Here is a 26,959-nt window from a genome sequence, read left to right on the forward strand (position 1 = left end):
GAAGGTGCGACAGGCGCTTACGGGCGCACCCGGCCGGAAGGGGGCGCACCGCACGCGTCCGCCGGCCCAACCCACGAGACCCGGACGTGACTGAACACCGTCGGCAGGTAATCGGACTCGCGGCGGGCCGCGGCCCGTGCGGACGACATGGGGGCGGCCCGTCGCACACCGTTGCGGGACAGCTCCGGACTCACACCGGATTCCCCTGCGGCGACAGCGAGATGAGCATACATCTTGTGCCGCTTCGGTCCAGCACCCCTACATGTTGTGTTGAGGGGTGTCCGGGTGATGGACGCGGGGAATCCGCTGACGGTCCTCGGGGACCTCCTGCGGGCCGGGGAGGGCGGCGACGGCGCTCCGCGCCGCCCTCCCCGGCGGGGATCCCCCGAGCCCCTCGGCGGCCACGGGGAAGGCGCGTGCCACCGCACGGTCACCGCACCGCCAGGGCGAAGGTGAGCAGGGGAACGTTCTCGACGGGACACCAGTCGCGGTCGGGGGTGCGGACGAATCCCAGCCGCCCGTAGAGGCGGTGGGCGGCGTGCATCATGTGCTGACTGGAGAGCACCAGCCGCTCCAGGCCCAGGGCGCGGGCCCGGTCCACGCACTCGCGCACCAGGGCCTCGCCCACGCCCCGGCCGCGTGCGTCCGGGCGTACCGCCAGCGTCCGGAACTCCCCCTCTCCGGGGCGCGCGATCTCCGCGTACTCGCCGCCGTACACCGCGAAGGTGACGGTGCCCAGCACCTCGCCGCCGGCGCCCTCGTCCGCGCCGGAGCCGGCGGGTTCCGCGGCCACCAGCAGCTCGGCGTGCTCGGCCCGGTGCCGGGCGTCGCGCAGCACGGCGAGGTAGGGGTCCCGCCGACCGAAGTCCAGCAGGCCGTCCCCCAGGTACACCCCGGCCGTCAACTCTCCGACGGCCTCGTACTCGTACGGGCGCGCGGCCCTGACGGTGATGTCCATGGCGCTCATCATGGGGCGTCCCGCGTGCGGCGGCGCAACGGCTTTTCACCGGTGGCGGTCTTCGCCCTCCCCCGTTCCCGGGCGCCCCCGCCCCCGCCCCTCCCCGCGTTCCGCACCGCGCCGTGCCGCCCGCTCACGCCGCACCAGTACGTACGCCACGGACGTCAGCACGGCGCAGACGGGCACCCAGAGCATCTGGTACCAGTAGAAGAAGGGCATCCCGGCGAGCGTCGGCTCCGTCCTGGCGTACGAGCCGACCCACAGCATCGCGACGAAGGGAGCGAGCAGGCAGAGGCCGATCACCACGCGTGCCGGTGTGACGAGTGGGAGGGGCCCGGAGTTCTCCGGTGGTGCGGGCATCGCTGCGCTCCATCCTCGAGGTCGCCGTGGAGGCGTCGGGGAATCCGGGCCGACGGCCCGCCCCGTGTCACCGGTGCCGCGGATGCCGGCCGGGCGGAGGAGCGGCCCGCCTTCCCGGCCCCTGCCTTCCCGCCCCCGGCTCACCGCCCCCGGCCGGGGCGCTGGAGGCGGGCGACGAACTTGTAGCGGTCGCCGCGGTAGACCGAGCGCACCCACTCCACCGGCTCGCCCTCGGTGTCGCGCGAATGCCGGGAGAGCATCAGCATCGGCAGGCCGACGTCCGTGCCCAGCAGGCCCGCCTCGCGCGGGGTGGCCAGGGAGGTCTCGATGGTCTCCTCCGCCTCGGCGAGGTGGACGTCGTACACCTCGGCCAGGGCCGTGTAGAGGGAGGAGTACTTCACCAGGCTGCGGCGCAGGGCCGGGAAGCGCTTCTGCGACAGGTGCGTGGTCTCGATGGCCATCGGCTCGCCGCTGGCCAGCCGCAGCCGCTCGATCCGCAGGACGCGGTCCCCGGAGGGGATGTCCAGCAGCCCGGCGAGCCGGTCGTCGGCGGTGACGTAGCCGATGTCCAGCAACTGGGAGGTGGGCTCCAGGCCCTGGGCTCGCATGTCCTCGGTGTAGGAGGTGAGTTGGAGCGCCTGGGCGACCTTGGGCTTGGCCACGAAGGTGCCCTTGCCCTGGATGCGCTCCAGCCGCCCCTCGACCACCAGTTCCTGGAGCGCCTGGCGCACTGTGGTGCGGGAGGTGTCGAACTCGCCGGCGAGCGTGCGCTCCGGTGGGACCGGGGTGCCCGGGGGCATCGTCTCGGTCATCTCCAGCAGGTGGCGCTTGAGCCGGTAGTACTTGGGCACGCGCGCGGTGCGCCCGGCGCCGCCGCCCCCGGCGGAGCGGGCGCCCGCGCCGGCAGCGGTGTTCGTGGCCCCGTCGCTCTCCATCGCGCGCCTTCCCGACTCGTGTCGTGACTTCTCCAGTGCCGTCACCGGCTTCCTCCGTACGTAGCGGATCACATCGTGGCACGGCAGCCGTCCCCGGGGGCGTCCCGGCTCAGATGTCGGTCCGGTAACGGATGCGACCGCGAGCTTTATACACCGTTGACAGCGATATAGGTCTAGGCCAAGCTGCGGGCACTGGTCTAAACCACTACAGGCCGGCCCAGCCCCACGGGCAGTACTCGTCGCACGCCGGCGCATCCCGCGCCGCCGTGCACACGAGGTACGGCAGAAGCGGCCATCCGGCGGGAGCGGAGATCCCGAGCGGTGGGCGGGGGATTTCCGGCATCCCGAAGGAGAAGCACGTGAAGCGCAAGCTCGTAGCGGCGATCGGCGCCGTGGCGATGACGACCGGTCTCGTCGCCTGCGGCGGGGGCGGCGAGGACAACTCCTCCAAGGATCCCAAGGAGCGGAACGAGACGCTCACCGTCTGGCTGATGAACGACGCCCAGAGCACCTGGCCCGAGCTGGTCGAGGACGTCAACGCCCAGTTCAAGAAGAAGTACCCGAAGGTCAAGGTCAAGGTCCAGTACCAGCAGTGGGGCGACAAGGCCAAGAAGCTCGACGCGGCGCTGGGCGGTGACAAGTTCCCCGACGTGGTCGAGCTCGGCAACACCGAGACCATGACCTACATCCTCAACGGGGCCCTCGCCGAGATCGACCCGGAGCAGTACGACAACTCCGACACCTGGATCCAGGGACTGAAGGACACCTGCTCCTTCGAGGGCAAGCTCTACTGCGTCCCCTACTACGCCGGGGCGCGCGTCGCGATCTTCAACCAGGAGATGTTCGACAAGGGCGCGGGGACCAAGGAACTGCCGCAGACCGAGGACGAGCTGAAGAAGGCGCTGGACGAGGTCGCGAAGGAGTACGGCGACGACAAGGCCTTCTCCTCCCTCTACCTGCCCGGCCGCTACTGGTACGCCGCCATGTCCTACGTCGCCGCGTACGGCGGGCAGATCGCCGAGTACGACGAGGGCAAGGGCGAGTGGAAGGCCACCCTGAGCACCCCCGAGGCGCGCAAGGGCATCCAGCACTTCATCGACCTGGTCAAGGAGTACAACAACGGCGACCGGACCAAGGACGAGCAGGACCACGCCAATGTGATGGCCAACGAGAAGGCCGCGCTGATCTACGGCAACGGGTGGGAGGCCGGCAGCGTCGTCGAGGGCGAGAACGGCAACCCGGAGCTGGAGGGCAAGATCGCCACCGCCGGAATGCCCGGCCCCAACGGCAAGGCGCTGCCGTCCTTCATCGGCGGCTCCGACCTCGCGGTGGTCCAGAAGTCCGAGGTCCAGGACCTGGCCAAGGACTGGGTCTCGATGTTCACCAGCGAGAAGTCGATGGAGGTCCTGGCCTCCAAGAACATCCTGCCGAACAACACCAAGCAGCTCGAGCCGCTGAAGGACAAGCCCGAGACCGCCCCGATCGCCAACGCGGTCCCGGACGCCTGGTTCACCCCGATCGCCCCCGGCTGGACCGCGATCGAGAGCCAGAACGTGCTGGAGAACATGCTGCTGGAGGTCCTCAAGGGCACCTCGGTGGCCGACGCCACCGAGAGGGCCGACAAGAAGATCGACGAACTGATCAACAACGAGGCCTGAGAACGTGCCGGAAGGCCCCTCGACCCCGGGGCCTTCCGGCGCATTCCGCGGAGGGCGGAGGACGCCCTCGCATCCTCCGCCCCCGCCCTTCGGTGAAGAGAACGAACGGAAGGCCAGCGCCGTGACCGCCGCCGACACCAAAGCCGCCGATCCGCCGGCGGCCGTACCGCACCGTCCCGGGCCGAAGCCGCCCCGGCCGTCCCGCCCCTCCCCGGGCCGTCCGCGAAGCGGGCGGGGCAAGAGCGCGAGACTGCCGTACCTGCTGATCGCCCCGGCGATCGTCGCGGTCGGCGCCGTCTTCGCCTACCCGCTGGTGAAGACGGTGATCATGTCCTTCCAGGACATGCGCCGCGCGCACCTGTGGGGCGGCACCACCCCGCCGTGGGTGGGCTTCGAGCAGTTCACCAACATCCTGGGCGACCCCCACTTCTGGGCGGTCACCGTCCGCACCGTGCTGTTCATGGTGGTCTGCGTGACGGCGACCATGGGGCTGGGACTGGGGCTGGCCCTGCTGATGCAGCGCCTGTCCACCTGGGTGCGGCTGCTGCTGACCGGGGCCCTGGTGGCCGCCTGGTCGATGCCGCTGCTGGTGGCCACCTCGATCTTCCGCTGGCTGTCGGACTCCGACTACGGCGTGGTCAACAACCTGCTGAGCAGACTGCCCGGAGTGGACTTCCAGGGCCACAACTGGTTCCTCGAACCCTGGCAGGGCTTCACCGTCATCGGCGCGGTGGTCGTGTGGGGGGCGATCCCGTTCGTGGTGATCACCCTGTACGCCGCGCTCACCCAGGTGCCCGCGGAACTGGAGGAGGCGGCCCGGCTCGACGGCGCCAACGCCCTCGGGGTCTTCCGCCACGTGGTCTTCCCGGTGATCAAGCCGGTCTTCCAGATGGTGACCACCCTCTCGGTGATCTGGGACTTCAACGTCTTCGGCCAGATCTTCCTGATGCGCGCCAACAAGCCGGAGCCCGAGTACGAGCTGCTGGGCCTGTACTCGTTCAGCAAGGCGTTCGAGAGCGCCTCGTTCAGCCAGGGCACGGCGATCGCGCTCATCACCGTGCTGCTGCTCTCCGGCGTGGCCGTGTACTACCTGCGTCAGCTGATGAAGACAGGAGAGGTCGAGTGAGCACCTCAACCCCGCCCGCCACCACGCCCGTGGCGGCTCCCGAGGCGGCCACCGGCGACGACTCGGCGTACGAACTGCGCCCGGACCGGGGGCGCAGCCGCCTGCTGTACGACGTACTGGGCCTGTGCGCCTTCGCGGTGATGGCCTTCCCGGTCTACTGGCTGGTCCTCAGCGCCTTCCGGCCCAACCGCGAGATCCGCAGCTACGACCAGACGCTGTGGCCCTCCTCCTTCACCCTCGACAACTTCGTCCGCGCCACCGAGTCCCCGAACTTCTGGACCGCCATCCAGAGCAGCCTGATCATCTGCGGCACCTCGGTGGCCGGCGCCATCTTCATCGGCACCATCGCGGCGTTCGCCATCGGCCGCTTCGACTTCTACGGCCGCAAGCCGTTCATGACGGTCCTCATCCTCGTCCAGCTGCTGCCGCCGACCGCGATGCTCATCCCCATCTACATCCAGCTCAACAACCTGGGCGCGCTCAACGAGTACTGGGGCGTGATCGTCGTCTACACGGTCTCGGTGCTGCCCTTCGCCACCTGGATGATCCGCGGCTTCGTGATCAACGTGCCCAAGGAGCTGGAGGAGGCCGCGATGGTGGACGGCTGCACCCGGATGGGCGCCTTCTGGCGGGTCATCTTCCCGCTGGTCGCCCCGGGTCTCGCGGCGGCGTCCATCTTCGCCCTGGTGACCGCGTGGAACGAGTACCTGTTCGCGTACATCCTGCTGCAGGACAACGACAAGTACACGCTCAACGTGTGGCTGATGAACTTCACCACCGACCGCGGCACGGACTACGGCGCCCTGATGGCGGGTTCCGTCCTCATCGCACTCCCCGTGGTGATCTTCTTCATGCTCCTCCAGAAGAAGATGGCCACGGGCCTCACCTCCGGCGCAGTGAAGGGATGACGTCGCTCCCATGACGACTCTCACCGGCACCACCGGCAGCACCCTGGTCCGCAACGCCCTGGCCGTCCTCCAGCCGGGCTTCACCGGCACCACCGCGCCCGGCTGGCTGCTGCGCCGGCTGGACGAGGGGCTCGCCGCGGTGGGCCTGTTCGGCCGCAACATCACATCTCCCGCGCAGCTGGCCGCGCTCACCGCCCAGCTGCGCGGTGTCCGCCCCGACGTACTGGTGGCCATCGACGAGGAGGGCGGCGACGTCACCCGGCTGGAGGCGCGCACGGGGTCGTCCTTCCCCGGCAACCACGCCCTGGGCACGGTCGACGACACCGCGCTGACCCGCGCCGTCGCCCGCGAACTGGGGCGCAGGCTCGCCGAGTGCGGGGTCAACCTCAACTGGGCGCCCTCGGCCGACGTCAACTCCAACCCCGACAACCCGGTCATCGGCGTCCGCTCCTTCGGCTCCGCACCGGACCTGGTGGCCCGGCACACCGCCGCCTGGGTCGAGGGGCTGCAGTCCGCCGGAGTCGCCGCCTGCACCAAGCACTTCCCCGGGCACGGCGACACCAGCGTGGACTCCCACCACGCCCTGCCGCGCATCGACGCCGACCTGGCCACACTCGCGGAGCGCGAGCTCGTCCCGTTCCGGGCGGCGGTCGCCGCGGGCAGCAAGTGCGTGATGAGCGCGCACATCCTGCTGCCCGCCCTGGACCCGGCGCTTCCGGGGACGCTCAGCCCCGCCGCCCTGACCGGCCTGCTGCGCGCGCCCCGGAGCGAGGGCGGGCTCGGCTTCGAGGGCCTGATCGTCACCGACGGCATGGAGATGCGGGCCATCGCGGGGACCTACGGCATCGAGCGCGGCAGCGTCCTGGCCGTCGCCGCGGGCGCGGACGCCCTCTGCGTCGGCGGGGGACTGGCCGACGAGGAGACCGTGCTGCGCCTGCGCGACGCCCTGGTGCGCGCCGTGGTCGAGGGCGAGCTGTCCGAGGAACGGCTCGCCGACGCCGCCGACCGGGTCCGCGCCCTGGCCCGCTGGACCGCCGAGGCGTCCGCCCGCGCCGGGGAGGCGACGCCCGCCGATCCCCGGGTCGGGCTGGAGGCCGCCCGCCGCGCGCTGAAGGTCACCGTCCGGCGGGACCACACGCCCCTGACCGGACCGCCGTACGTCGCCGCCTTCACACCCGTGGCCAACATCGCCGTCGGCGACGAGACGCCCTGGGGCCTCGCCGCCGAACTGGCGGAACTGCTCCCGGGCACCGCGACCGGCTCCTGGAACCGCGAGCGGGCCGAACGGGCGGGGCAGGGCGGACCGGCCGCACAGGTGCTGGAGGAGGCGGCCGGCCGTAGGATCGTCGCAGTGGTACGCGACGTCCACCGGCACCCCTGGATGGCGGACGCCCTGGACGCCCTGCTCACCGCCCGGCCGGACACGGTCGTGGTCGAGATGGGCCTGCCCCAGGCACCGCCTTCCGGAGCACTCCACATCGCGACCCACGGCGCCGCCCGCGTCTGCGGACGGGCCGCCGCGGAGGTCATCGCCGGCCGGGGAACCGACGGCTGAGCTCCGTGGACCGTACGCACCACAGACAACGGGAGGCCCCCAGCATGTCCGCCACGACCCCGGCCGCGACCCCCGCACCGCACGGTGAGCGGCCGGGCCGGATCATGTCCGGCGAGATGGCCGAGCAGCCCGCCGTGCTCCGGCGGATCCTCGACGAGGGCGCGCCCGGGATCCGCGAGACCGCCGAACGCATCGCGGCGCGCGGACCCCGCTTCGTGCTGCTCACCGCGCGCGGCACCTCCGACAACGCCGCCCTCTACGCGAAGTACCTGCTGGAGATCCAGCTGGGCAAACCCTGCGGCCTCACCTCCATGTCCACCACCACCGCCTACGGGGCCCGGCAGGACCTCACCGACTGCCTGGTCATCGCCGTCAGCCAGTCCGGCGGCTCCCCCGACCTGGTCGCCTCCACCCGGGCGGCGCGCGAGGCGGGAGCCGTCACCCTGGCGGTGACCAACAACCCCGGCTCCCCGCTGGCCGAGGCCGCCGAGTTCCACATCGACATCCTGGCCGGCCCGGAGAGGGCGCTGCCCGCGACCAAGACCTACACCGCCGAACTGCTGTCCCTGTACCTCCTGGTCGAGGGCCTGCGGGCCGCCGGCGGTGACGGGGGTGCCGGGAGCACCGGGGGCATCGCGGGCGGCGCCTTCGGCAGCGCGGCCAAGGCGCTGCCCGACCTCGCCGAGTCGGTCCTGGCCCGCCGGGACGAGGTCAGGCGGCTGGCCGCCCGCTACCGCTTCGCCGAGCGCATGGTCATCACCTCCCGCGGCTACGGCTACCCGACGGCCAAGGAGGCGGCGCTGAAGCTGATGGAGACCAGCTACATCCCCGCCCTGTCCTACTCCGGCGCCGATCTGCTGCACGGCCCGCTGGCGATGGTCGACAACGTCTCCCCGGTGATCGCCATCGTCACCGACGGCAGGGGCGGCCGGGCGCTCCAGCCCGTCCTCGACCGGCTGAAGGACCGCGGCGCCGACCTCGTCGTCATCGGCCCCGAACGGCAGGTGGCCGAGGCCTCCGCCGGCTTCGTCCTGCCGACCGGGGACGTGCCCGAGGAGCTCCAGCCGATCCTGGAGATCCTCCCGCTGCAGATGCTGGCCTACGAGGTGACCATCGCCCGCGGCCAGGACCCGGACGCCCCCCGCGCCCTGGCGAAGGTCACCGAGACCCGCTGACCGCACCTTTTCCCGGCCGGACCCCGCACCTTCTCCGCAGGGTCCGGCCGCTCGCGCGTTCGCCTTCCGTACGCGCGCAGCGGGGCCGGGCGGGAGCGAGCAGGAGACGGCGGGGGTGACGGGAGGCCCCGGGAGGCTCTGAGAGGCCCGTGGAACACCCGCGGGCCGCGGCGCCGGGACGGGACCCTCAACCCGTCCGGCACCGCAGCCCGGAGCGATCGGAGACCAGGCACAGTCAGGGCAGAGAGCGCCCGGTCTCGTTCCACCCTCCTGTGCGGGGAGGGCAGAAGCCTGCCGCCATTGTGGACCGGGTCACCGACCCGTGTCCACGCCTTGAACGCATCAGCGGTTCGCTGTGGCGGCTGCCGTCAATTCTTGCGCACGACGGCGCGTATGCACAGACGTACGACCGGATCGGTCGCCGGTTAGGCTCACACCGTGCCCTCCATGAACGACCTCGTACGCCAGCACACCGCCCTCGGCGACTCCGACCTGGAGTGGCTGCACCTGCTGGTCTCCGAGTGGCAGCTGCTGTCCGACCTCTCCTTCGCCGACCTGGTGCTGTGGGTCCCGACCCGGGACGGCACGCGCTACGTCTCCGTGGCGCAGATGCGCCCCAACACCGGACCCACCTCCTACCAGGACGACATGGTCGGCCACCTCGTGCCCAGGGGGCGCCGGCCGCTGCTGGACGCCGCCCTGGACGAGGGCCGGATCGTCCGCGAGGGCGACCCCGAGTGGCGCGAGGAGGTGCCGGTCCGGGTGGAGTCCATCCCCGTGCGCCGCGAGGGCCGCGTCCTGGGCGTCATCGCCCGCAACACCAACCTGCTGACGGTGCGCACGCCCAGCAGGCTGGAGCTGACCTATCTGCAGAGCGCCTCGGACCTGGCGCAGATGATCGCCGCGGGATCGTTTCCCTTCCCCGACCAGCAGGTCGACATGGACGCCTCCCCGCGGGTCGGCGACGGGCTGATCAGGCTCGGCGCCGACGGCGTCGTCCAGTACGCCAGCCCCAACGCGCTCTCCGCCTACCACCGGCTGGGTCTGGCCGCCGATCTGGTCGGGCTGCACCTGGGCCAGGCCACCGCCGAACTGGCGCCCTCCCGCGGCCCGGTGGACGAGTCGCTGGTCAAGCTCGCCAGCGGCTGGGCGCCGCGCGAGACCGAGATCGAGGGCAACGGCTGCGTCGTCCAGTTGCGCGCCATCCCGCTCAAACCGAAGGGGGTGCGGATCGGTTCGCTCATCCTGCTGCGCGACGTCACCGAACTGCGCCGCAGGGAGCGGGAGCTGATCACCAAGGACGCCACCATCCGGGAGATCCACCACCGGGTGAAGAACAACCTCCAGACCGTCGCGGCCCTGCTGCGGCTCCAGGCCCGGCGGATCGGCGCGGGCACCGGCGGCACCGCGCGGGAGGCGCTGGAGGAGGCCGTCCGCCGGGTCGGCTCGATCGCGATCGTCCACGAGACGCTCTCCCAGACACTGGACGAGCGGGTGGAGTTCGACGAGATAGCCGACCGGGTGCTGGCGATGGTCGCGGAGATCTCCCCGGGCATGGTCACCGGGCGGCGTACCGGCCGCTTCGGCGTACTGGCGGCCGAGGTGGCCACCCCGCTGTCCATGGTCCTCACGGAGGTGCTGCAGAACGCGCTGGAGCACGGTTTCCGGCCGGGGGAGCGGGGCACGGTCGAGGTCGCGGCCGTCCGCGGCACGGGCGCCGGCCACGGGGAGGGCCGGCTGCTGGTCACCGTGCAGGACGACGGGCGCGGTCTGCCGGAGGACTTCGACGTGCGCACCGCGGGGAACCTGGGGCTGCAGATCGTGCGGACGCTGGTGGAGGGGGAGTTGGAGGGAGGCTTCGACATGCTCCCGGCTCCCGGGGGCGGTACCCGGGTGGTCCTGGACATCCCCGTGGAGCCGGAGAGGCGCTGACCCCGGGCGCGGGCCCGCACCGGGGCCCCGCACCGGCGTCGGTGCGTCCGGCGGCGGACCACCCCGCACAGCACCGAGCCCCGGACCGTGGTGGGCACGGTCCGGGGCTCGACATCATCGTCTTTGCGGTGCGCACTGTGGGCACTGCGCGCTGCGGCTCGGGGGCAGCAGGTGGCGGGGTGGGCGTCAGGCAGTGGCCTTGCGCGCCCGGTTGCGGGCGGCGCGGCGCTTCATAGCGCGGCGCTCGTCCTCACTGAGGCCACCCCAGACACCGGAGTCCTGGCCGGACTCCAGGGCCCACTGCAGGCACTGCTCCATCACGGGGCAGCGGCGGCAGACGGCCTTGGCTTCCTCGATCTGCAGCAGCGCAGGACCGGTGTTGCCGATGGGGAAGAAGAGCTCGGGGTCTTCCTCGCGGCAAACGGCGTTGTGACGCCAGTCCATGGCTGCTCCATCTCCTACGCATTGCGGTAATTGCTTGTGAATGTGAACGCTTTCACGAATCCCTCCACAAGGGAAGGGGCATCGCCCGGCTTCGCCGGGAGTGTCCCGAGGGATGAGGAGGTGGATTCGGGGCTCTCAAGGGGGTCGGCGTCGACCGTCCCGATCGCCATGAAGAGACTCGCAAACCTCGGCGGCGGATACAACCCCTTCCGGAAAGTTTTTTTTGATTCCTTGGTGTCGACTAGGTCACAGCCGTACTTCCAGGGGGTGGAACCTGGTCTAAACGTTCGAGTGAAAGGACTTTCACCACATCCACTTACACAATCACACGCAGTGCACGGCGTACGCCTGTGAACGTCACGCTCGTACGCAGTCCCAGGTGGTCACCGTCCATCTGAAACGGCAGTGGCACCTGTGATTCCAAGGTGAAGTCGGTGAGATCGTGAAGCGAGACCGCGTGCTTGCCGTGCGGGCCGCGCTCGGGCGTGGAGGTCAGCAGCTGGGTGCCGTAGCGGGTCACCGCGGAGGGGGTGAGCCGGGTCAGTCCGAGCACGTCGAGGGCGGTGTCGAAGGAGGCGCGGGGGGCCGCGTACACCGGGCGGTTGCCCAGGTAGGTCCAGGGCGCGGTGTTGCAGACTATGGACAGCGCCAGCTCCTCGACCGGCTCCTCGCCGGGCCGCCGCAGGGTGATCGTCCCGCGACGGCGGTAGGGGTCGCCCAGGAACTGCCGCACCACCTGGCGCACGTAGAGGGCGTGCGTCGAGCGCCTGCCGCCCTCGCGCTTCTGCTCGACCCGGCCCACCACACCCGCGTCGAAGCCGAGGCCCGCGCAGAAGGTGAACCACCGGGACGGCACCTCCGCGTCGTCCGTCCCCGGCGTGCCGGCCGCCAGACCCAGGCCCACCGTGCGCTCGCTGCCGGAGTTCAGCGCGTCCAGCAGCGCGCCCGTGGCCTCCACCGCGTCGTTGGGCAGCCCCAGGGCGCGGGCGAAGACGTTGGTCGAACCGCCCGGCACGACCGCGAGGCGGGGGAGGGCCTCGGGGGCGGGGCCGGCGTACAGCAGCCCGTTGACGACCTCGTTGACCGTGCCGTCACCGCCGAGCACGATGACCAGCTCGATCTCCCCGCGCTGGACCGCCTGCCGCCCCAGGTCGCGCGCGTGCCCCCGGTACTCGGTGGTGGCGACCTCCAGCTTGAGGTCGCTCGCCAGGGCGTGGATGAGGACGTCTCGGGTGCGGGCACTGGTGGTGGTTGCTGCCGGGTTGACCACGAGGAGCGCGCGCATGGTGTGCAGCGTACCCAGCCGCCGGCGGCCCAGACGGACGGCCCCGGGAGGGGCGGCCCGGGACGGACGGAGGTCCGGAAGGCCCGCCCCGCTACCCTGGCGATGTGACCACGGACGCATCCTCCGCCGACGCCCCCCGCACCTCCGAGCCCTCCCGGCCCGGGCGGATCACCGCCGCGGCCGCCGTGGTGGCGGCACAGGGAGTGGTGGTCGCCGGCCTGGGGGTGACCATGCTGGTCATGCTGCTGGCCGGCAGCCGGGCCGACGACACGGTGCAGGCCCTCACCGGGGCCGTGACCGTGCTGGCGCTGGCCGTGCTGCCGCTGGCCGCCGCGCGCGGACTGTGGCTGCGGCGCCGGTGGAGCCGGGGACCGGCGGTGATCGTCCAGCTAATGGCGCTTCCGGTGGGCTGGCAGATGGCGCAGAACGGCGGCGTGTGGCTCGCGGGCGGAGTGGCCATCGCGCTCACCGCGCTGGCCGTGCTCGGCTGCCTGATGAGCCCGGCGGCGGCCGGGGCGCTGGGCGTCGGCCCGCGCGAGCACCGGGACGCCTGACCGGACCGCCAGGCGCCCTGCCCGCAGGCCTCCCGCCCGCGGGCCCCCTGCCCCTGCTACTCCTCGATCAGCAGCCGGTCGCGCAGCTGGGCCAGGGTGCGGGCCAGCAGGCGCGAGACGTGCATCTGGGAGATGCCGACCTCCTGGGCGATCTGGGACTGGGTCATGTTGCCGAAGAAGCGCAGCAGCAGGATCTTCTTCTCACGCGGCGGCAGCTCCTCCAGCAGCGGTTTGAGGGACTCCCGGTACTCCACGCCCTCCAGGGCATCGTCCTCCGCGCCCAGGGTGTCCGCGACGGCCGGGGACTCGTCGTCTGTGTCCGGGACGTCCAGGGAGAGCGTGCTGTAGGCGTTCGCCGACTCCAGCCCCTCCAGGACCTCCTCCTCGGAGATCGCCAGCCGCTCGGCCAGCTCGTGGACGGTCGGGGCGCGGCCGTGCTGCTGGGACAGCTCGGCGGTGGCCGTGGTCAGGGACAGCCGCAGCTCCTGGAGCCGGCGGGGCACCCGCACCGCCCAGCCCTTGTCGCGGAAGTGCCGCTTGATCTCGCCGACGACCGTGGGAGTGGCGTAGGTGGAGAACTCCACGCCGCGCTCCGGGTCGAAGCGGTCCACCGACTTGATCAGACCGATCGTGGCGACCTGCGTCAGGTCGTCCAGTGGCTCTCCGCGGTTGCGGAAGCGCCGCGCCAGATGCTCCACCAGCGGCAGGTGCATCCGCACCAGGGTGTCGCGCAGCTCGGCACGCTCCGGGGAGCCCGCCGGGAGGCCGCGCAGTCTGACGAACAGATCCCGTGCGCCGCTGCGGTCCTGGGGGTCCGGCTGGCGGTGCACATAGGCGACGCCCTCACCGGCCCCTTCGTCCTCGCGCATGTCGTGCTGCTGGTCCTCCATGGCATCCGCCCGCTCTGCCCGCCGATCAGGTTCGGCCGGATGGGGCCGGGCGTGCTGCTCGGGAATGACCGGGCCCGCCGCCTTCTCGTGGCGGCCCGCCCGCGTTTCGCTCTCCAGGTCGTTCACACCGACCCCCTTGTCCCGTACCGGCCCGTGTGTGCCGGTCACGGCGCCCCTGGGCCGGCGCCGCGCTTCTTGTGCAGGCTGATGCTGACCGTGCGGTCCTCGGCCACGGCCGAGTCGACCTCGCCCGCCAGCGCGGAGAGCACCGTCCAGGCGAAGGTGTCGCGCTCGGGGGCGCGGCCGTCTGTGGTGGGTGCCGAAACCGTCACCCACAGGGAGTCCCCGACGAGCTTGAAGACGCAGCTCAGCACGCTGCCGGGGACCGCTTGCTGGAGCAGGATGGCGCAGGCCTCGTCGACGGCGATGCGCAGATCCTCGATCTCGTCGAGGGTGAAGTCCAAACGGGCCGCGAGACCGGCGGTGGCGGTACGCAGGACCGAAAGGTAGGCGCCCGCGGCGGGCAGCCGGACCTCGACGAAGTCCTGCGTCCCGGGCTCGCCTGCGATCTGGGACACCCTCACCTCCAAGGTGGCACGAGCTGGTGGCTGCCGTGTACGCCCTTCCGCGACCCTGTCGCAACGGGTCAACGGACGGGCGGGGCAGATCGTTCGACTGCGACGCTATCGCGATCCGGGGCATGCTGTCGCCCGAGCCGAGAAGGGCACCCTTCCTGCGGTCGTCACCCATAGTAAACACATGGGTACTTTCCGTGGCTAGAGGTCTGCGGTGCCCAATTCCTCTCCGGTCACGCCGGGTTCACAGCGCCGCGGGGCCGCCGGTTGTTCCCGGCGCCCCGGGGGATCCCGGCGTCCGTCCGGCCGCCAGGGCCCGCAGCGGCTCGCCGAAGAGTCTGTGGACCGTCCACTCGTCCACCGGTTCGGCGCCGAGCGACTCGTAGAAGCCGATGGCGGGCTCGTTCCAGTTCAGTACCCACCACTGGAAGCGTTCGTAACCCCGCTCGGCGCAGACGCGCGCGAGTTCGGCCGGCAGCGCCCTGCCGTGGCCCGCGCCGCGCGCGGCCGGGCGGACGTACAGGTCCTCCAGGTGCGCGCCGTGGGTGCCGGTCCAGGTCGAGAAGTCGAGGACCACAGGGCGAAGCCGACCGGTTCGCCGCTGTCGCCGTCCCCGGCGATCAGGGCGAAGACGGCCGGGTGCTCGCGGAAGAGGGCGTCGCGCAACTGCTCCTCGGTGGCCCTGGCCTGCTCCGGCGAGCGCTCGTACTCAGCCGGCTCGCGGATCATGGTGTGGAGGACCGGGACGTCGGCGGGGACGGCAGGCCGGATCATGCCGGGAGGCTAACCGGTGACCACGGCGGCCACCGTCGTCCCCCGGGGGAAGGCGCCCTCGCCGGCCAGGACCGCCAGGCCGTACAGCGCCTTGGCGACGTACACGCGGTCCAGGCCCGGCATTCCGTGCCGGGCCTGGAAGTCCCGGGCGAAGGACTCCAGCGCGTCGGTGGTGCGGGCGAAGCCGCCGCAGTGGAAGCGGTCCTCCACCGTCCAGGCGCCGCGGCGTCCGCCGAAGGCGGCGTGCTGCAGCCGCTCCACCTCCTCGGCGAGGAAGCCGCCGCGCAGGGCGGCGAAGCCGATCGCGCGCTGCCCGCGGGCGAGTCCGGCGGCGAGCCCGGCGAGGGTGCCGCCCGTACCGCAGGCGACGGCCACCACGTCCGCAGCGCCGCGCAGCTCCCGGCCCAGCTCCGCGGCGCCCCGCACGGCCTCGGCGTTGCTGCCGCCCTCCGGTATGAGGAGGAACGGGCCGAAGCGGTCGCGCAGCCCGGCGGTCCAATCCGGGTCGTTCCTGCGGCGGTAGTCCGCCCGCGTCACGAAGTGCAGCCGCATGCCGTCGGCGGCGCAGCGGGCCAGGGAGTCGTTGAGGGGCCGGCCGGCGAGCTCGTCGCCCCGCACCACCCCGATCGTGGACAGGCCCAGCAGGCGCCCGGCGGCGGCCGTGGCGCGCAGGTGGTTGGAGTAGGCCCCGCCGAAGGTCAGCAGTGTGCGCTCACCGCTCCGCACGGCGGCGCGCAGGTTGGGCGCGAGCTTGCGCCACTTGTTGCCGACGAGGTCCGGGTGGATCAGGTCGTCGCGCTTGAGCAGCAGCCGGACGCCGTGGCGCGAGAAGTGCTCGTCGGCGGCCTCCGCCAGGGGGGAGGGCAGGCGCGGGGCGAGGGACTCCAGGGCCGTCAGGGGGGCCCGGGGCACCGGGGACGCCGGAGGGTCGGCCGGGGGAGGCGGTGCGCTGCTCATCCCGCCATTGTCGCGCCGGGGTGGCACCCCGTGTCACCGGTCGGCCGGGCACGGTGAAAGCCCGCACGGACGCCGCGGCCGGTGCCCGCCCTCCGCGTACCGGCGGCGGATTGCGGTTGCGACGGCATATGCCCGCAGGCGGTGGGCGGCCGTGACCCGCCCGGGAGCGTGCGGGAGGAGGGCCCGCCCCGCGGATGGGAGGCGCCCGGCGCGGATGTGCGGGAACGGGACTCGGCAGCCTCTCCGGGGCGGGTGTGAGATCCGTCATACGACGCATCGGACTTTTCCTTCCCCAATCCACCCCGGACCGAGGGCCGAAGGCGCGCGAGGGGAAGGGAAGCCGAGGTCAGCGAGGCAGGGGACGGAGAGGGCGGAGGCATCGGGCGGACGCGCTCCCGCACGCTGTCGCCGCAGACGGCCCGTACGCCTTCGCGAACGCGGCGACCCGTTCAGTATGAAAGCGCTTTTCCCGGGCACATGGGTGTACGCCCCGGTCGATGGAAGCTCGCTGTCGCGCCTCCCCTGGACCAGGGCTGATACGAGGTGGCTGCGTACCTCTGAGCCGACTGTTGTCAAGTTTTCTTGACCTGAGCTATACAGATGGGCGGAGGGCATTGCACTCAGTGCCGCACCGCCGACTGCCCCGCGCTCTTGGCGGGGCAGCGGGCGACGGCCCGTGCCGACCACCTCACCGGTACCAGTCAGTACGGAAGGGGAGATGGATCATGCGGTGGAGCGAGTTCGTGGCGCAGGTACGCGAGCGGGGTCAGTACCCGACGGCCAAGGAGGCGGAGCGCGTCTCCCGGATCGTGCTCTCGGCGCTCGGCGGCCATCTCACCGGTGCGGAGCGCACGGAGCTGGCCGTCCGCCTTCCGCAGGAGGGCATGCGCGTGCTGACCGGCCAGCTCAAGGTGACCAAGCCGCTCAGCGGCGCGCAGTTCGTCGACAGCGTCGCGGCCCGCATCGAGGGCGCGACCCCGGCGACGGCCCGCTGGGACGTCAGCTCGGTGCTGAGCGTGGTCGCCGAACTCGCCGACAAGGACCTGCTCGACCGGATCATCGACCGGCTGCCGCCCGGCTACGCCCTGCTGTTCGGACGCGCCCAGCTCACCCGCCGGGCCGGTCAGCTCGTCTGAGCGAGAACGACCGGTCGGGCCGGCGGCCCGCAGCGACTCCACGGCGCTGCGGGCCGCCGGCCCGACGGCGTGTCCGGGACCGGTGACGGGCCGGCGAGCAGAGGCCCCGGCGGCCGGCGTGGCCGCATGACGTACGCAGGGGGCCGCAAGAGGGGGGCATGGGACGGCTCCGCCCGCGCCCCCGCCCGTGAACCCTCCTCACGGACGGGCAGGGGCGGTCACCGCAGTTCGCTGAAGCGCTCGGTCTGGCGGGTGCGGCCGGCGACGATGATGGTGTCGCCCTCCTCCACGACGGTGTCGGCCGTGGCGTAGGTGAAGCCCTCGCCGGGGCGTTTGACGGCGACGACGGTGACGCCGTGGCGGGTGCGCACCCCGCTGTTGCCCAGGGTCAGTCCTACGATGTCGGCCGGCGGACTGGTCTTGACCATGGCGAAGTCGTCCTCGAACTCGATGTAGTCCAGCATGCGGCCGCGCACCAGATGGGCGACGCGCTGGCCCATGTCGTGCTCGGGGTAGACGACGTGGTGGACGCCGAGCTGGGTGAGGATGCGGCCCTGGGCCTCGCTGGTGGCCTTGGCCCACACGTTGGGGATGCCGAAGGAGACCAGCAGGGAGGCGGTCAGGATGCTGGCCTCCAGGTTGCTGCCGATGGCGACCACGGCCCGGTCGAACTCGTGGACGCCGAGCTGGCGCAGGACCTCCTCCTTGGTGGAGTCGGCGCTCACCACGTGGGTGAGGGAGCCGGACAGGGACTGGACGACCTCGGCGCTGTGGTCGATGCCCAGGACCTCGGTGTCCTCCTCGGCCAGTTCCAGGGCCAGGGCGCGGCCGAAGCGGCCCAGGCCGATGACGACCACGGAGTCGTTGCGGTCGTCGCGGCGGCGGGTCCTGGCACCGCGGCCCCTGGCCGGCGGGTTCCTCCTCTGGGGGGCGGGGTGCTTAGCCAATGACGGGTCGCTCCTCGGGAAGGTCGTAGAGGCGTGCGCGCGGGCGCAGGGCGAGTGCGGAGGCCACCGTGATGGGGCCGAGGCGGCCGATGAACATCAGCGCGGTCAGCAGGATCTGCTCCGGCACGGGCAGGTCGGCGGTGATGCCGGTGGACAGTCCGACGGTGGCGAAGGCGGAGGTGACCTCGAACAGGGAGCGGCCGAGGTTGATGTCGGTGAAGACCATGAAGACGACCGTGGAGCCGACCACCGCGGCCACCGAGAGCAGGACGACGGTCAGGGCCTGGCGCTGGACGTCCCCGGTCAGCCGGCGGTTGAAGATGTTGACCGCGCCCTCACCGCGCACCTCGGCGTATATGACGAAGAACAGCACGGCGAAGGTCGTGATCTTGATGCCGCCGGCCGTTCCGGCGCTGGCCCCTCCGACGAACATCAGCACGTCCATGACCAGCCAGCTCGCGGGGTCCATCCGACCGATGTCCAGGCTGTTGAAGCCGGCGGTACGCGGCATGACCCCGCCCTGGAAGAACCCGGCCAGCAGTTTGCCGGGGGTGTCCAGCGGGCCGAGGGTGGCGGGGTTGGACCATTCGATCGCGGTGATGAGCACGGTGCCGCCCGCCAGGAAGATCCCGGTGGCCCACAGCACGATCTTGGTGTGCAGCGACCAGGCGCGCGGTCTGCGCAGCCGGCGGCGCAGCTCGAACAGCACGGGGAAGCCCAGCCCGCCGGCGACGACGGCGAAGGCGATGGGCAGGCAGATCCACGGATCGGCGACGAAGTCCATCAGATTGTCGGTGTAGAGGGCGAAACCGGCGTTGTTGAACGCCGACACCGCGTGGAAGACCCCCAGCCACACCGCCCGCGGCCACGGCTCGTCGTAGCCCAGGGCGAAGCGCAGGGTCAGCATCGTGGCGGTGACAGCCTCCAGCACCAGGCTGAACTTGACCACCCCCGCCACGACCGACCGCACCTCGCCCAGCCCCAGGGTCTTGGTCTCCGCCGCGGCCGTGAGACGGGCGCGCAGCCCCAGACGGCGGGAGACCAGTACCACGAGCAGGGAGGCGAACGTCATGATCCCGAACCCGCCGACCTGGATCAGCGCCAGGATCACCCCCTCGCCGAAACCGGTCCAGTAGGAGGGGGTGTCGACCACCACCAGCCCGGTCACGCAGACGGCGGAGGTGGCGGTGAACAGCGCTTCCATCACGCTCGCGCCGCCGGGCCCCTCCCTGGCGATCGGCAGCGTCAGCAGCGCCGTTCCGACCGCGATGGCCGCGGCGAAGCCGGCCACGACGACCTGGGCCGGGTGCCGGAACCGCAGACGGCGCCAGCCCAGCCCCGCTACCACAACGTCCCCGTTCCGCCATGGGTTCGGGTCACGATCGTATGCACCAGAAGACGATAGCCACTCCGGCGCCGGGACTCGTGCCGGGGCAGCGGCTTGCCCGCGGTTCCGCCCATGACCTCTGTTCCCCGGCCGTCGCCGGGGCCGTCCACGGCAGCCGCCGGGGGCCCGGTGGGCGTTCCCGTCCGCCGGGTGCGCGCCGCCGCCCGGCCGAACAGGCGCCCGGGGCGATCGGACGAGAGGGCCAGTCAAGGCCGCACCCGGCCCGCGGCGGGTTCCGGGTGCGGAACCCGGCGGGCCGGGTGCGGAAGGAAGGACCGGTGGGTCCTGGAGGGGCCGGGCCGCGGCCCGGGGCCCGGGTCAGGCCTTCTTGGTCTCCCAGAAGATCTTGTCGATCTCGGCGATGAGGTCCAGCAGCTTCTGGCCCGTGGCCGGGTCGGTGGAGCCCTTGGCGGCCGAGGCCGCCTTGAGGGCGTCGTTCACCAGCTGGTGGAGCTGCGGGTACTTCTCGAAGTGCGGGGCCTTGAAGTAGTCGCTCCACAGCACCGAGATGTGGTGCTTGGCGAGCTCGGCCCGGTTCTCCTTGATGTACGTCGCACGAGCCCGGTAGTGCGGGTCGTCGTTCGCCTGGTACTTCTCCTGGATGGCCTTGACCGACTCGGCCTCGATACGGGCCTGGGCCGGGTCGTAGACGCCGCAGGGAAGGTCACAGTGGGCGCTGACCTTCACCTTCGGGGCGAACAGGCGGGAGAGCATAGAGCTGTCCTTCCTCGTGATCGTCTTCTCACGTGTGAGATTACTCCGTGAGGAGCGCCTTTTCGCGTGTGCCCCCACTCGCCTGGGACAAAAGTCCGAGGGTTGCGGGGACGAGGAGGGTACACGGGCAGGGCGCTGGAGCCGAGGAAGGGACCGGAGGTGCGGCGGATGCCGGAGCGGGCGGACGAGCAGGAGGGCCGCGGGCTGCTGCGGATCGGGCTGGCCGAGGTCTACAACCCGTCGATGGAGCCGACGCTGCGCCCCGGCGATCTGCTGGTGGTCCGCTACGGGGGAGCGGTGCGGCCCGGGCACGTGGTCGTGGTGCGGCACCCCTTCCAGCACGACCTGCTGATCGTCAAACGGGCCGTGGGGCGGCGGAACGGCGGCTGGTGGGTGCAGGGCGACAACCCGTCGGTGCGCAACGACAGCCGCGAGTTCGGGGTGGTGCCCGACGAACTCGTGGTGGCGCGGGCGTGGGTGCGGCTGCGGCCCCTGCGGCAGGTTCAGCGCACCCCCGGCGCGTTGCTGGGCTGGGTCTTCTCGGCGCTGCGGCCGCTGTTCTCCAGGCGTTTGCGGGCCCGGTAGGCGGCGACGTTGGCGCGGGTGGCGCAGCGGTCGGAGCAGTAGCGCCGGGAGCGGTTGGTCGAGGTGTCCAGGTAGGCGTTGCGGCAGGGGTCGGCCTGGCAGATGCCCAGCCGGTCCACGCCCAGGTCGGTGAGGTGGAAGGCCAGGCCCATGCAGGCGATGGCCGCGTATCCGGCGGTGGCGTTGGCGGGGTGGTCGGCCAGGTGCATGTGCCAGCGGGGGCGGCCGGCGTCGTCCAGGTGGTCGTGGCCTGAGATCTGCGGGCTGGCGGGGAACTCCATCAGCAGGGCGTTGAGCAGATCCACGGCCCTGGTCTCGTCCCCCTCCGAGGCGGCCGCGAAGACCGCGCGCAGCCGTGTGCGCACCCCGCGCAGCCGGGTCACGTCGGCCTCCGTGGCGCGCCGCGCGGCGCTCTGGCCCGGGCCGAAGAGGGCGCGTACGGCTTCCACGGAGGTGAGCGTGTCCTCGCCGCGCTGCGGCTGCTCGGTGTTGACCAGCCGCACGGCGAAGTCCGAGTAATAGTTCAGTTCCACTTGTGGTCCTTACGGGTGCGCTCTATGGTCGTGGGGAGGAGCGAGTAAGGGTCGCTTCTCGATACAGGCTATTACGTATCCAGGGTGCAGGGGGTCGTCATGACGGAGACGGACACGGGGACCGGTACGGGTGCCGGGACGGAAGCCGAGGTGCAGGGGAACGCGGCGGCGGGCACGGCGCAGGGCGAGCGGTGGCGGCGCTGGCAGGAGAGCTGGGACCGGCAGCAGGAGTGGTACCTGCCCGACCGGGAGGAACGCTTCGGGGCGATGCTCGACGCCGTCGAGGCGCTGGTGGGGACCGAGCCGAAGGTGCTGGACCTGGCCTGCGGCACGGGAAGCATCACCGGCCGGCTGCTGCGCCGTTTCCCCGGGGCCACCAGCACCGGGGTGGACCTCGACCCGGCCCTGCTGACCATCGCGCGCGGCCACTTCGCCGCCGACCCCCGCGCCGCGTTCGTCACCGCCGATCTGCGCGACGAGCGGTGGACGGACGCCCTGCCGCACCGGGGGTACGACGCGGTGCTCACCTCCACCGCGCTGCACTGGCTGCGCACCGACGAGTTGCGGGCGCTGTACGGGCGGCTCGCGGGCGTCCTGCGCGACGGCGGGATCCTCGTCAACGCCGACCACATGCCCGACCCCGCCACGCCCCGGATCAACGAGGCCGTGAACGCCTTCCACCGGGCGCGGCGCGAGCGCGAGAAGGCCGCGGGCGCCCAGGACTGGGCGGACTGGTGGGCGGCGGCCGCCGCCGATCCGGTGCTGGCGGAGCCGGCCGCCGAGCGCTTCCGGATCTTCGGCGACCCGGTGGCGGGGGACCACGCCGACGGCGAGACGCAGTCCGCGGCCTGGCACGTGGAGGCGATGCGCGCGGCGGGCTTCGCCGAGGCGCGTCCGGTGTGGGCGTCGCCGGCCGACACGATGGTGCTCGGCCTGAAGTGACCGGGACCGGCGGATGACCGGTCCCCGGGCCGTTCCCCGGGCCGGTCCCCCGACGGGGGCGGTCCGGGGCCGGCCCGGAGGCGGGAAGGCCGCGGGGGCGGTACGGGCCGGGGCGACCCGGCCCGTACCGCCCCCGCGGTCGTGTCACACGGTGCTCAGCGCCGCGCCACGCACTCCGCGCGGGCGGCGGCGGCGACGGCGGCGGTCACCGCCGGGGCGACCCGCTCGTCGAACGGGGAGGGGATCACGCGGTCGGCGCTCAGCTCGTCGGAGACCACCGCGGCCAGTGCCTCGGCGGCGGCCAGCTTCATGCCCTCGGTGATCGTCGAAGCCCGCACCTGGAGGGCGCCGGCGAAGATGCCGGGGAAGGCGAGGACGTTGTTGATCTGGTTCGGGTAGTCGCTGCGGCCGGTGGCGACGACCGAGGCGTACTTGCGGGCGACGTCCGGGTGGATCTCCGGAGTGGGGTTGGCCATGGCGAAGACGAAGGCGTCCTTCGCCATCCTCGCGACGGCCTCCTCGGGGACCGTGCCGCCGCTGACGCCGATGAAGACGTCGGCGCCGTCCATCGCCGACTCCAGCGACCCGCTCAGCCCCGCCTTGTTGGTGAAGCCCGCCAGCTCCCGCTTGACGTCGGTGAGGTCGGTGCGGTCGGCCGAGACGATGCCCTTGCGGTCGCAGACCGCCACATCGCCGATCCCGGCCTCCACCAGGATCCTGGCGATGGCCACCCCGGCCGCGCCGGCCCCGGAGATGACGGCGCGCAGCTCGCCGAGCGCGACGCCGCGCAGCCGGGCGGCGTTGCGCAGCGCGGCGAGCGTGACGACCGCCGTGCCGTGCTGGTCGTCGTGGAAGACCGGGATGTCCAGGCGCTCCTGGAGCCTGCGCTCGATCTCGAAGCAGCGCGGAGCGGAGATGTCCTCCAGGTTGACGCCCCCGAAGGAGGGCGCGAGCCGGACGACGGTCTCCACGATCTCGTCCACGTCGGTGCAGTCCAGCGCGATCGGGACCGCGTCCACGCCGCCGAACTGCTTGAAGAGGATCGCCTTGCCCTCCATCACGGGCAGGGACGCCTGCGGGCCGATGTCGCCCAGGCCCAGCACCGCGGTGCCGTCCGTGACGACCGCGACGACCTGCGACTTCCAGGTGTAGTCGTGGACCAGTTCCGGCTGCTCGGCGATGGCGCTGCACACCTTGGCCACACCCGGCGTGTAGGCCAGGGAAAGGTCGTCCGCGTCCCGCACCGGCACGGTCGCCCGGACCGCCATCTTGCCGCCGCGGTGCAGGGCGAACGCCGGATCGATGGCCGATTCGACGCCGCCGTCCAGCTCGCCCTGGGAATTGACGATCTCCGCTGCCACTGTTTGACCCCTTTGCTGAAATTCCTGATCGAGGGTGGCCGCTGCCTGGTCGAGGCGCGGGCGGGCACCACGTCCGCGGCCTGTCCGGCGGATGGGGCCACCGTCGAGGGGGGAACGGACGCCGGGCGCGTCGCACTCACGCCCTGGTCCCCGGGTGAGGGGTGTAACTGCTCTTTCTACCGGATGAGCGCCACCGTGCACGAATGTCCTCCGTCTCACCGGCTGCCCGCGAAGTGCGCCGGACATGGGGCATCCTGGGCAAAGAGCCTGTAGAGAGGGTGGAAGACCGCTTAACACCGCAGGAGGGGAGTGACGAAGCTCTCCCCCCGTGTGCACGCCCCTGCTCATACGAGCGGAAGGGTGGCCGGGCGGGCGGTGGCGTACGTCTCGTCAGGCACCGATCGTTTCCGGTCGCCCGTTATCCGATTTTGACATGGTTGGCATCCTGGCCTCAGGTGTCCGGATGGCAAGATGCCCCCATCACGCAGTGTCGCCGCACGCCCCGGGCGTGCCAGGCCGACCACCGGACACTCCACATCACCCCGCAGGAGGACCCTTCATGACCGCACGCACCAACCGCCCCCTGCCCTCGGTGGAAGGCTCCCGCAGGCCGTCCGCGCGCCGGCGCCTGGCCGCCGCCGCGGCCGTCGCGCTCACCGGTTCGCTGCTGCTGACCGCGTGCGGGGACCAGACCGGCAGCGGCGGCGAGGGCGGCGGCGGAGAGGCCAAGAGCTCCGAGGCCCCGCTGTTCGACAAGCTTCCCAAGGACATCCAGTCCGCCGGCGTCGTCAAGGTCGGCTCGGACATCGCCTACGCCCCGGTCGAGTTCTACGACGAGAACGACAAGATCGCCGGTATCGACCCCGACCTGGGCGAGGCCCTGAGCAAGCAGCTCGGTGTCGAGTTCGAGTTCACCAACGGCACCTTCGACGGGCTGATCACCGGTCTGAACTCCGGCCGCCACGACGTGATCATGTCGGCGATGACCGACACCAAGCAGCGCCAGGAGGGCCTGGACGACAAGGGCGAGAAGGTCGGCGAGGGCGTCGACTTCGTCGACTACTTCCGGGCCGGCTCCTCGATCCTGGTCAAGAAGGGCAACCCGGAGGGCATCAAGTCCCTGGACGACCTCTGCGGCGAGACCGTCGCGCTCCAGCGCGGCACGGCGAACGAGGAGCTCGCCGAGGCGCAGAACGAGAAGTGCGACAGGCCGATCAAGATCCTCGCCTTCGACAAGGACACCGAGGCGCTCCTCCAGGTCAAGCAGGGCCGCGCGGTCGCCGACATCAACGACTACCCGGTCGCCGCGTACAACGCCAAGACCTCCGGCGGCGGCGAGGACTTCGAGGTCGTCGGCGACCAGATCGACGCCGCCCCCTACGGCATCGCCGTCAGCAAGGAGAACACCCAGCTGCGCGACGCCATCAAGGCCGCCCTCGACGCCATCATCGACAACGGCGAGTACCAGAAGGTCCTGGAGAAGTGGGAGGTCACCGACGCCGCGGTCGAGGAGGCCACCGTCAACGGCGGCAAGTGAGCCGCAGCGAACCTCCGTAGCTCCACAGCAAAGGTAACTCTCCGTGTCCGAACCTGAAGACAAGGCACCACCCGCGCCGGCGCCGGCCCCCAACACCGAGGGCGGCGGAACCGGGGCGGGCGGTGCGGTGCCGGTGACCAAGAGCTCCCCGGTCCCGCCCGAGGCCATCAAGGCCATCCCGGTACGCCACTACGGCCGCTGGATAAGCGCCGCGATCGTGCTCGTCCTGTTCGGCCTGGTGGTGGCGGCCTTCGTCAACGCCGACATCACCTGGCCGACGGTGGGTCGCTACCTCAACCAGGAGACGATCCTCACCGGTGCGGTCAACACCCTGTGGATCACCCTGCTCGCCATGCTCATGGGTGTGGTGCTCGGCACCGTCCTCGCGGTGATGCGGCTGTCGAAGAACCCGGTGATGTCGTCCGTGGCCTGGGGCTACATCTGGGTCTTCCGCGGCACCCCCGTCCTGGTGCAGCTGCTGATCTGGTACAACCTGGCGCTGATCTTCCCGATCCTGGACCTGGGCTTCTACCGCGACGAGATGAACGACGTGATGACGCCGTTCCTCGCCGCGCTGCTGGGCCTGGGCCTGAACGAGGCCGCCTACATGGCCGAGATCAGCCGCGCGGGCATCCAGTCGGTGGACGAGGGCCAGACCGAGGCGGCCCACGCGCTCGGCATGACCGGCTCGCGCACCATGCGCCGCATCGTGCTGCCGCAGGCCATGCGGGTCATCATCCCGCCGACCGGCAACGAGTTCATCAACATGCTCAAGACCTCGTCGCTGGCCTACGCCATCCAGTACAGCGAGCTGCTGTTCTCCGCCACCAGGATCTCCTCGCGGAACCTGGAGGTGATGGAACTGCTGCTGGTGGCGACCATCTGGTACCTGATCCTCACCACGATCTTCAGCGTCGGCCAGTACTACCTGGAGCGCTACTTCCAGCGCGGCTCGTCCCGCAACCTGCCGCCCACACCGTGGCAGCGGGTGCGCAGGAGCCTCACCTCGTTCCGTACGCCGAGCCAGGTGGGAGGGAAGACGATATGACCACCCCCGCTGTCCCGATGGTGAAGGCCGAGGGCGTCCACAAGTCCTTCGGCCACGCCCACATCCTCAAGGGCATCGACCTGGAGGTCGCCACGGGGGAGGTGTTCTGCCTGGTCGGCCCGTCCGGCTCCGGCAAGTCCACCTTCCTGCGCTGCATCAACCACCTGGAGAAGATCAGCGCCGGGCGGCTGTCGGTCGACGGCCACCTCGTCGGCTACCGGCAGAAGGGCGACAGGCTCTACGAGCTCAAGGAGCGCGAGGTCGCCGCCCAGCGCCGCGACATCGGCATGGTCTTCCAGCGCTTCAACCTCTTCCCGCACATGACCGCGGTGGAGAACGTCATGGAGGCGCCCGTCCAGGTCAAGGGCGAGTCCAGGGCGGCGGCCCGGGAGCGGGCCCTGAAGCTGCTGGACCGCGTCGGACTGGGCAACCGGACCGGCAACTACCCCTCCCAGCTCTCCGGCGGCCAGCAGCAGCGCGTGGCCATCGCCCGCGCGCTGGCGATGGAGCCCAAGCTGATGCTCTTCGACGAGCCCACCTCCGCGCTCGACCCGGAGCTGGTCGGCGAGGTGCTGGACGTCATGCGCGGGCTGGCCGAGGACGGCATGACGATGATCGTCGTCACCCACGAGATGGGCTTCGCCCGGGAGGTCGGCGACTCGCTGGTCTTCATGGACGACGGC

26 protein-coding genes, 1 pseudogene and 1 riboswitch are annotated in these 26,959 nt (G+C 71.7%); of the genes and pseudogenes, 13 read left to right on the forward strand and 14 right to left on the reverse strand.

Translation table 11 applies throughout. The annotated features are described in order from the left end of the window. Positions 1 to 85: 85 nt before the first annotated feature. A riboswitch (cobalamin riboswitch) is annotated at positions 86 to 230 on the reverse strand. A gap of 200 nt (positions 231 to 430) precedes the next feature. The 3 genes from BMY40_RS19550 to BMY40_RS19560 all read right to left on the reverse strand — a co-directional run bounded on the left by BMY40_RS19550 (position 431) and on the right by BMY40_RS19560 (position 2,253). Next, complete coding sequence (locus BMY40_RS19550; RefSeq protein WP_093661379.1) at positions 431 to 958, reverse strand: GNAT family N-acetyltransferase; 528 nt, start codon at positions 956 to 958, stop codon at positions 431 to 433. A gap of 45 nt (positions 959 to 1,003) precedes the next feature. Beyond that, the gene (locus BMY40_RS19555; protein WP_093661381.1) at positions 1,004 to 1,318 is read right to left on the reverse strand and encodes a DUF3311 domain-containing protein; all 315 of its coding nucleotides are present in this window, start codon (positions 1,316 to 1,318) and stop codon (positions 1,004 to 1,006) included. A gap of 140 nt (positions 1,319 to 1,458) precedes the next feature. Next, positions 1,459 to 2,253 (reverse strand): GntR family transcriptional regulator, encoded by a 795-nt coding sequence (locus BMY40_RS19560; protein WP_177214068.1) that lies wholly within the window; start codon positions 2,251 to 2,253, stop codon positions 1,459 to 1,461. A gap of 359 nt (positions 2,254 to 2,612) precedes the next feature. Between BMY40_RS19560 and BMY40_RS19565 the strand changes: the two genes are divergently transcribed. The 6 genes from BMY40_RS19565 (at position 2,613) to BMY40_RS19590 (ending at position 10,607) form a co-directional block, all read left to right on the forward strand. Further along, on the forward strand, positions 2,613 to 3,911 hold the full coding sequence (locus BMY40_RS19565; protein ID WP_093661383.1) for an extracellular solute-binding protein: 1,299 nt from the start codon (positions 2,613 to 2,615) through the stop codon (positions 3,909 to 3,911). Between the two features lie 121 nt (positions 3,912 to 4,032). Next, positions 4,033 to 5,037 carry a carbohydrate ABC transporter permease gene (locus BMY40_RS19570; RefSeq protein ID WP_093661385.1) on the forward strand — a complete coding sequence of 335 codons (1,005 nt, stop codon included), beginning with the start codon at positions 4,033 to 4,035 and terminating at the stop codon, positions 5,035 to 5,037. A gap of 29 nt (positions 5,038 to 5,066) precedes the next feature. Beyond that, positions 5,067 to 5,945 carry a carbohydrate ABC transporter permease gene (locus BMY40_RS19575; protein WP_093661453.1) on the forward strand — a complete coding sequence of 293 codons (879 nt, stop codon included), beginning with the start codon at positions 5,067 to 5,069 and terminating at the stop codon, positions 5,943 to 5,945. Positions 5,946 to 5,955: 10 nt separating this feature from the next. Then, positions 5,956 to 7,500, forward strand: a complete 1,545-nt coding sequence (locus BMY40_RS19580) for a glycoside hydrolase family 3 protein (RefSeq protein ID WP_093661387.1) — start codon at positions 5,956 to 5,958, stop codon at positions 7,498 to 7,500. Between the two features lie 44 nt (positions 7,501 to 7,544). Continuing rightward, the gene (locus BMY40_RS19585) at positions 7,545 to 8,675 is read left to right on the forward strand and encodes an SIS domain-containing protein (protein ID WP_093661389.1); all 1,131 of its coding nucleotides are present in this window, start codon (positions 7,545 to 7,547) and stop codon (positions 8,673 to 8,675) included. 447 nt (positions 8,676 to 9,122) lie between these two features. Beyond that, positions 9,123 to 10,607 carry a PAS domain-containing sensor histidine kinase gene (locus tag BMY40_RS19590; RefSeq protein ID WP_093661391.1) on the forward strand — a complete coding sequence of 495 codons (1,485 nt, stop codon included), beginning with the start codon at positions 9,123 to 9,125 and terminating at the stop codon, positions 10,605 to 10,607. A gap of 186 nt (positions 10,608 to 10,793) precedes the next feature. On the opposite strand, the gene BMY40_RS19595 is transcribed toward BMY40_RS19590, so the two are convergent. Both BMY40_RS19595 and BMY40_RS19600 read right to left on the reverse strand, forming a co-directional pair. Then, positions 10,794 to 11,051 carry a WhiB family transcriptional regulator gene (locus tag BMY40_RS19595; RefSeq protein WP_028427873.1) on the reverse strand — a complete coding sequence of 86 codons (258 nt, stop codon included), beginning with the start codon at positions 11,049 to 11,051 and terminating at the stop codon, positions 10,794 to 10,796. A 316-nt stretch (positions 11,052 to 11,367) separates the two neighbouring features. After that, positions 11,368 to 12,336, reverse strand: a complete 969-nt coding sequence (locus tag BMY40_RS19600; protein ID WP_093661393.1) for a diacylglycerol/lipid kinase family protein — start codon at positions 12,334 to 12,336, stop codon at positions 11,368 to 11,370. Between the two features lie 104 nt (positions 12,337 to 12,440). Between BMY40_RS19600 and BMY40_RS19605 the strand changes: the two genes are divergently transcribed. Beyond that, positions 12,441 to 12,890 (forward strand): hypothetical protein, encoded by a 450-nt coding sequence (locus BMY40_RS19605; protein WP_093661395.1) that lies wholly within the window; start codon positions 12,441 to 12,443, stop codon positions 12,888 to 12,890. A gap of 56 nt (positions 12,891 to 12,946) precedes the next feature. Here BMY40_RS19605 and BMY40_RS19610 read toward each other — a convergent pair whose 3' ends face one another. The 4 genes and pseudogenes from BMY40_RS19610 to BMY40_RS19625 all read right to left on the reverse strand — a co-directional run bounded on the left by BMY40_RS19610 (position 12,947) and on the right by BMY40_RS19625 (position 16,086). Next, positions 12,947 to 14,056, reverse strand: coding sequence for a SigB/SigF/SigG family RNA polymerase sigma factor (locus tag BMY40_RS19610; RefSeq protein ID WP_425443143.1), 1,110 nt, complete (start codon positions 14,054 to 14,056; stop codon positions 12,947 to 12,949). Beyond that, positions 13,945 to 14,358 carry an ATP-binding protein gene (locus tag BMY40_RS19615; RefSeq protein WP_093661399.1) on the reverse strand — a complete coding sequence of 138 codons (414 nt, stop codon included), beginning with the start codon at positions 14,356 to 14,358 and terminating at the stop codon, positions 13,945 to 13,947. The genes BMY40_RS19610 and BMY40_RS19615 overlap by 112 nt, the downstream gene beginning before the upstream one ends. Before the next feature lie 241 nt (positions 14,359 to 14,599). After that, positions 14,600 to 15,129 (reverse strand): annotated as a pseudogene (locus BMY40_RS19620) (N-acetyltransferase family protein). A gap of 9 nt (positions 15,130 to 15,138) precedes the next feature. Then, positions 15,139 to 16,086 (reverse strand): 1-aminocyclopropane-1-carboxylate deaminase/D-cysteine desulfhydrase, encoded by a 948-nt coding sequence (locus tag BMY40_RS19625; RefSeq protein ID WP_093661401.1) that lies wholly within the window; start codon positions 16,084 to 16,086, stop codon positions 15,139 to 15,141. Between the two features lie 725 nt (positions 16,087 to 16,811). Between BMY40_RS19625 and BMY40_RS19630 the strand changes: the two genes are divergently transcribed. Further along, the gene (locus BMY40_RS19630) at positions 16,812 to 17,222 is read left to right on the forward strand and encodes a DUF2267 domain-containing protein (protein WP_177214064.1); all 411 of its coding nucleotides are present in this window, start codon (positions 16,812 to 16,814) and stop codon (positions 17,220 to 17,222) included. Positions 17,223 to 17,440: 218 nt separating this feature from the next. Here the strand turns inward: BMY40_RS19630 and BMY40_RS19635 are convergent, their stop codons facing one another. From BMY40_RS19635 to sodN, 3 genes are all read right to left on the reverse strand, one after another. Then, positions 17,441 to 18,169 (reverse strand): potassium channel family protein, encoded by a 729-nt coding sequence (locus tag BMY40_RS19635; RefSeq protein WP_245770186.1) that lies wholly within the window; start codon positions 18,167 to 18,169, stop codon positions 17,441 to 17,443. Further along, positions 18,162 to 19,517, reverse strand: coding sequence for a TrkH family potassium uptake protein (locus BMY40_RS19640; RefSeq protein ID WP_245770187.1), 1,356 nt, complete (start codon positions 19,515 to 19,517; stop codon positions 18,162 to 18,164). Before BMY40_RS19640 ends, BMY40_RS19635 begins: the two co-directional genes overlap by 8 nt. A gap of 357 nt (positions 19,518 to 19,874) precedes the next feature. Beyond that, entirely contained in the window at positions 19,875 to 20,270 is a 396-nt protein-coding gene (gene sodN, locus BMY40_RS19645; protein ID WP_093661405.1) for a superoxide dismutase, Ni, read from the reverse strand. A gap of 168 nt (positions 20,271 to 20,438) precedes the next feature. On the opposite strand from sodN, the gene sodX reads away from it, so the two are divergent. Then, entirely contained in the window at positions 20,439 to 20,855 is a 417-nt protein-coding gene (gene sodX / locus BMY40_RS19650) for a nickel-type superoxide dismutase maturation protease (protein ID WP_093661457.1), read from the forward strand. Here sodX and BMY40_RS19655 read toward each other — a convergent pair. After that, positions 20,774 to 21,388 carry a CGNR zinc finger domain-containing protein gene (locus BMY40_RS19655; protein ID WP_093661407.1) on the reverse strand — a complete coding sequence of 205 codons (615 nt, stop codon included), beginning with the start codon at positions 21,386 to 21,388 and terminating at the stop codon, positions 20,774 to 20,776. The genes sodX and BMY40_RS19655 overlap by 82 nt on opposite strands. Positions 21,389 to 21,487: 99 nt before the next feature. Between BMY40_RS19655 and BMY40_RS19660 the strand changes: the two genes are divergently transcribed. Then, positions 21,488 to 22,330: a class I SAM-dependent methyltransferase gene (locus BMY40_RS19660; protein WP_093661409.1), complete on the forward strand. Its 843-nt coding sequence runs from the start codon at positions 21,488 to 21,490 to the stop codon at positions 22,328 to 22,330. A gap of 155 nt (positions 22,331 to 22,485) precedes the next feature. Here the strand turns inward: BMY40_RS19660 and BMY40_RS19665 are convergent, their stop codons facing one another. Beyond that, positions 22,486 to 23,691, reverse strand: a complete 1,206-nt coding sequence (locus tag BMY40_RS19665) for an NAD(P)-dependent malic enzyme (protein WP_093661411.1) — start codon at positions 23,689 to 23,691, stop codon at positions 22,486 to 22,488. Between the two features lie 559 nt (positions 23,692 to 24,250). Between BMY40_RS19665 and BMY40_RS19670 the strand changes: the two genes are divergently transcribed. The 3 genes from BMY40_RS19670 to BMY40_RS19680 form a co-directional block, all read left to right on the forward strand. Further along, entirely contained in the window at positions 24,251 to 25,228 is a 978-nt protein-coding gene (locus BMY40_RS19670; protein ID WP_093661413.1) for an ABC transporter substrate-binding protein, read from the forward strand. 43 nt (positions 25,229 to 25,271) lie between these two features. Then, positions 25,272 to 26,276, forward strand: coding sequence for an amino acid ABC transporter permease (locus tag BMY40_RS19675; protein WP_093661415.1), 1,005 nt, complete (start codon positions 25,272 to 25,274; stop codon positions 26,274 to 26,276). Beyond that, on the forward strand, positions 26,273 to 26,959 hold a 687-nt coding region (locus BMY40_RS19680; RefSeq protein WP_093661417.1), incomplete at its 3' end, for an amino acid ABC transporter ATP-binding protein. The genes BMY40_RS19675 and BMY40_RS19680, both read left to right, overlap by 4 nt.

Origin of the sequence: Streptomyces radiopugnans, assembly GCF_900110735.1 — a bacterium.
In the GTDB taxonomy this organism is placed as follows: domain Bacteria; phylum Actinomycetota; class Actinomycetes; order Streptomycetales; family Streptomycetaceae; genus Streptomyces; species Streptomyces radiopugnans.

Coding starts and splice junctions, on each gene's coding strand:
- BMY40_RS19550 (WP_093661379.1), bottom strand. CDS start 958: ATGGACATCACCGTCAGGGCCGCGCGCCCGTACGAGTACGAGGCCGTC.
- BMY40_RS19660 (WP_093661409.1), top strand. CDS start 21,488: ATGACGGAGACGGACACGGGGACCGGTACGGGTGCCGGGACGGAAGCC.
- sodX (WP_093661457.1), top strand. CDS start 20,439: ATGCCGGAGCGGGCGGACGAGCAGGAGGGCCGCGGGCTGCTGCGGATC.
- BMY40_RS19555 (WP_093661381.1), bottom strand. CDS start 1,318: ATGCCCGCACCACCGGAGAACTCCGGGCCCCTCCCACTCGTCACACCG.
- BMY40_RS19670 (WP_093661413.1), top strand. CDS start 24,251: ATGACCGCACGCACCAACCGCCCCCTGCCCTCGGTGGAAGGCTCCCGC.
- BMY40_RS19590 (WP_093661391.1), top strand. CDS start 9,123: ATGAACGACCTCGTACGCCAGCACACCGCCCTCGGCGACTCCGACCTG.
- BMY40_RS19600 (WP_093661393.1), bottom strand. CDS start 12,336: ATGCGCGCGCTCCTCGTGGTCAACCCGGCAGCAACCACCACCAGTGCC.
- BMY40_RS19580 (WP_093661387.1), top strand. CDS start 5,956: ATGACGACTCTCACCGGCACCACCGGCAGCACCCTGGTCCGCAACGCC.
- sodN (WP_093661405.1), bottom strand. CDS start 20,270: ATGCTCTCCCGCCTGTTCGCCCCGAAGGTGAAGGTCAGCGCCCACTGT.
- BMY40_RS19585 (WP_093661389.1), top strand. CDS start 7,545: ATGTCCGCCACGACCCCGGCCGCGACCCCCGCACCGCACGGTGAGCGG.
- BMY40_RS19560 (WP_177214068.1), bottom strand. CDS start 2,253: ATGGAGAGCGACGGGGCCACGAACACCGCTGCCGGCGCGGGCGCCCGC.
- BMY40_RS19630 (WP_177214064.1), top strand. CDS start 16,812: ATGCGGTGGAGCGAGTTCGTGGCGCAGGTACGCGAGCGGGGTCAGTAC.
- BMY40_RS19595 (WP_028427873.1), bottom strand. CDS start 11,051: ATGGACTGGCGTCACAACGCCGTTTGCCGCGAGGAAGACCCCGAGCTC.
- BMY40_RS19625 (WP_093661401.1), bottom strand. CDS start 16,086: ATGAGCAGCGCACCGCCTCCCCCGGCCGACCCTCCGGCGTCCCCGGTG.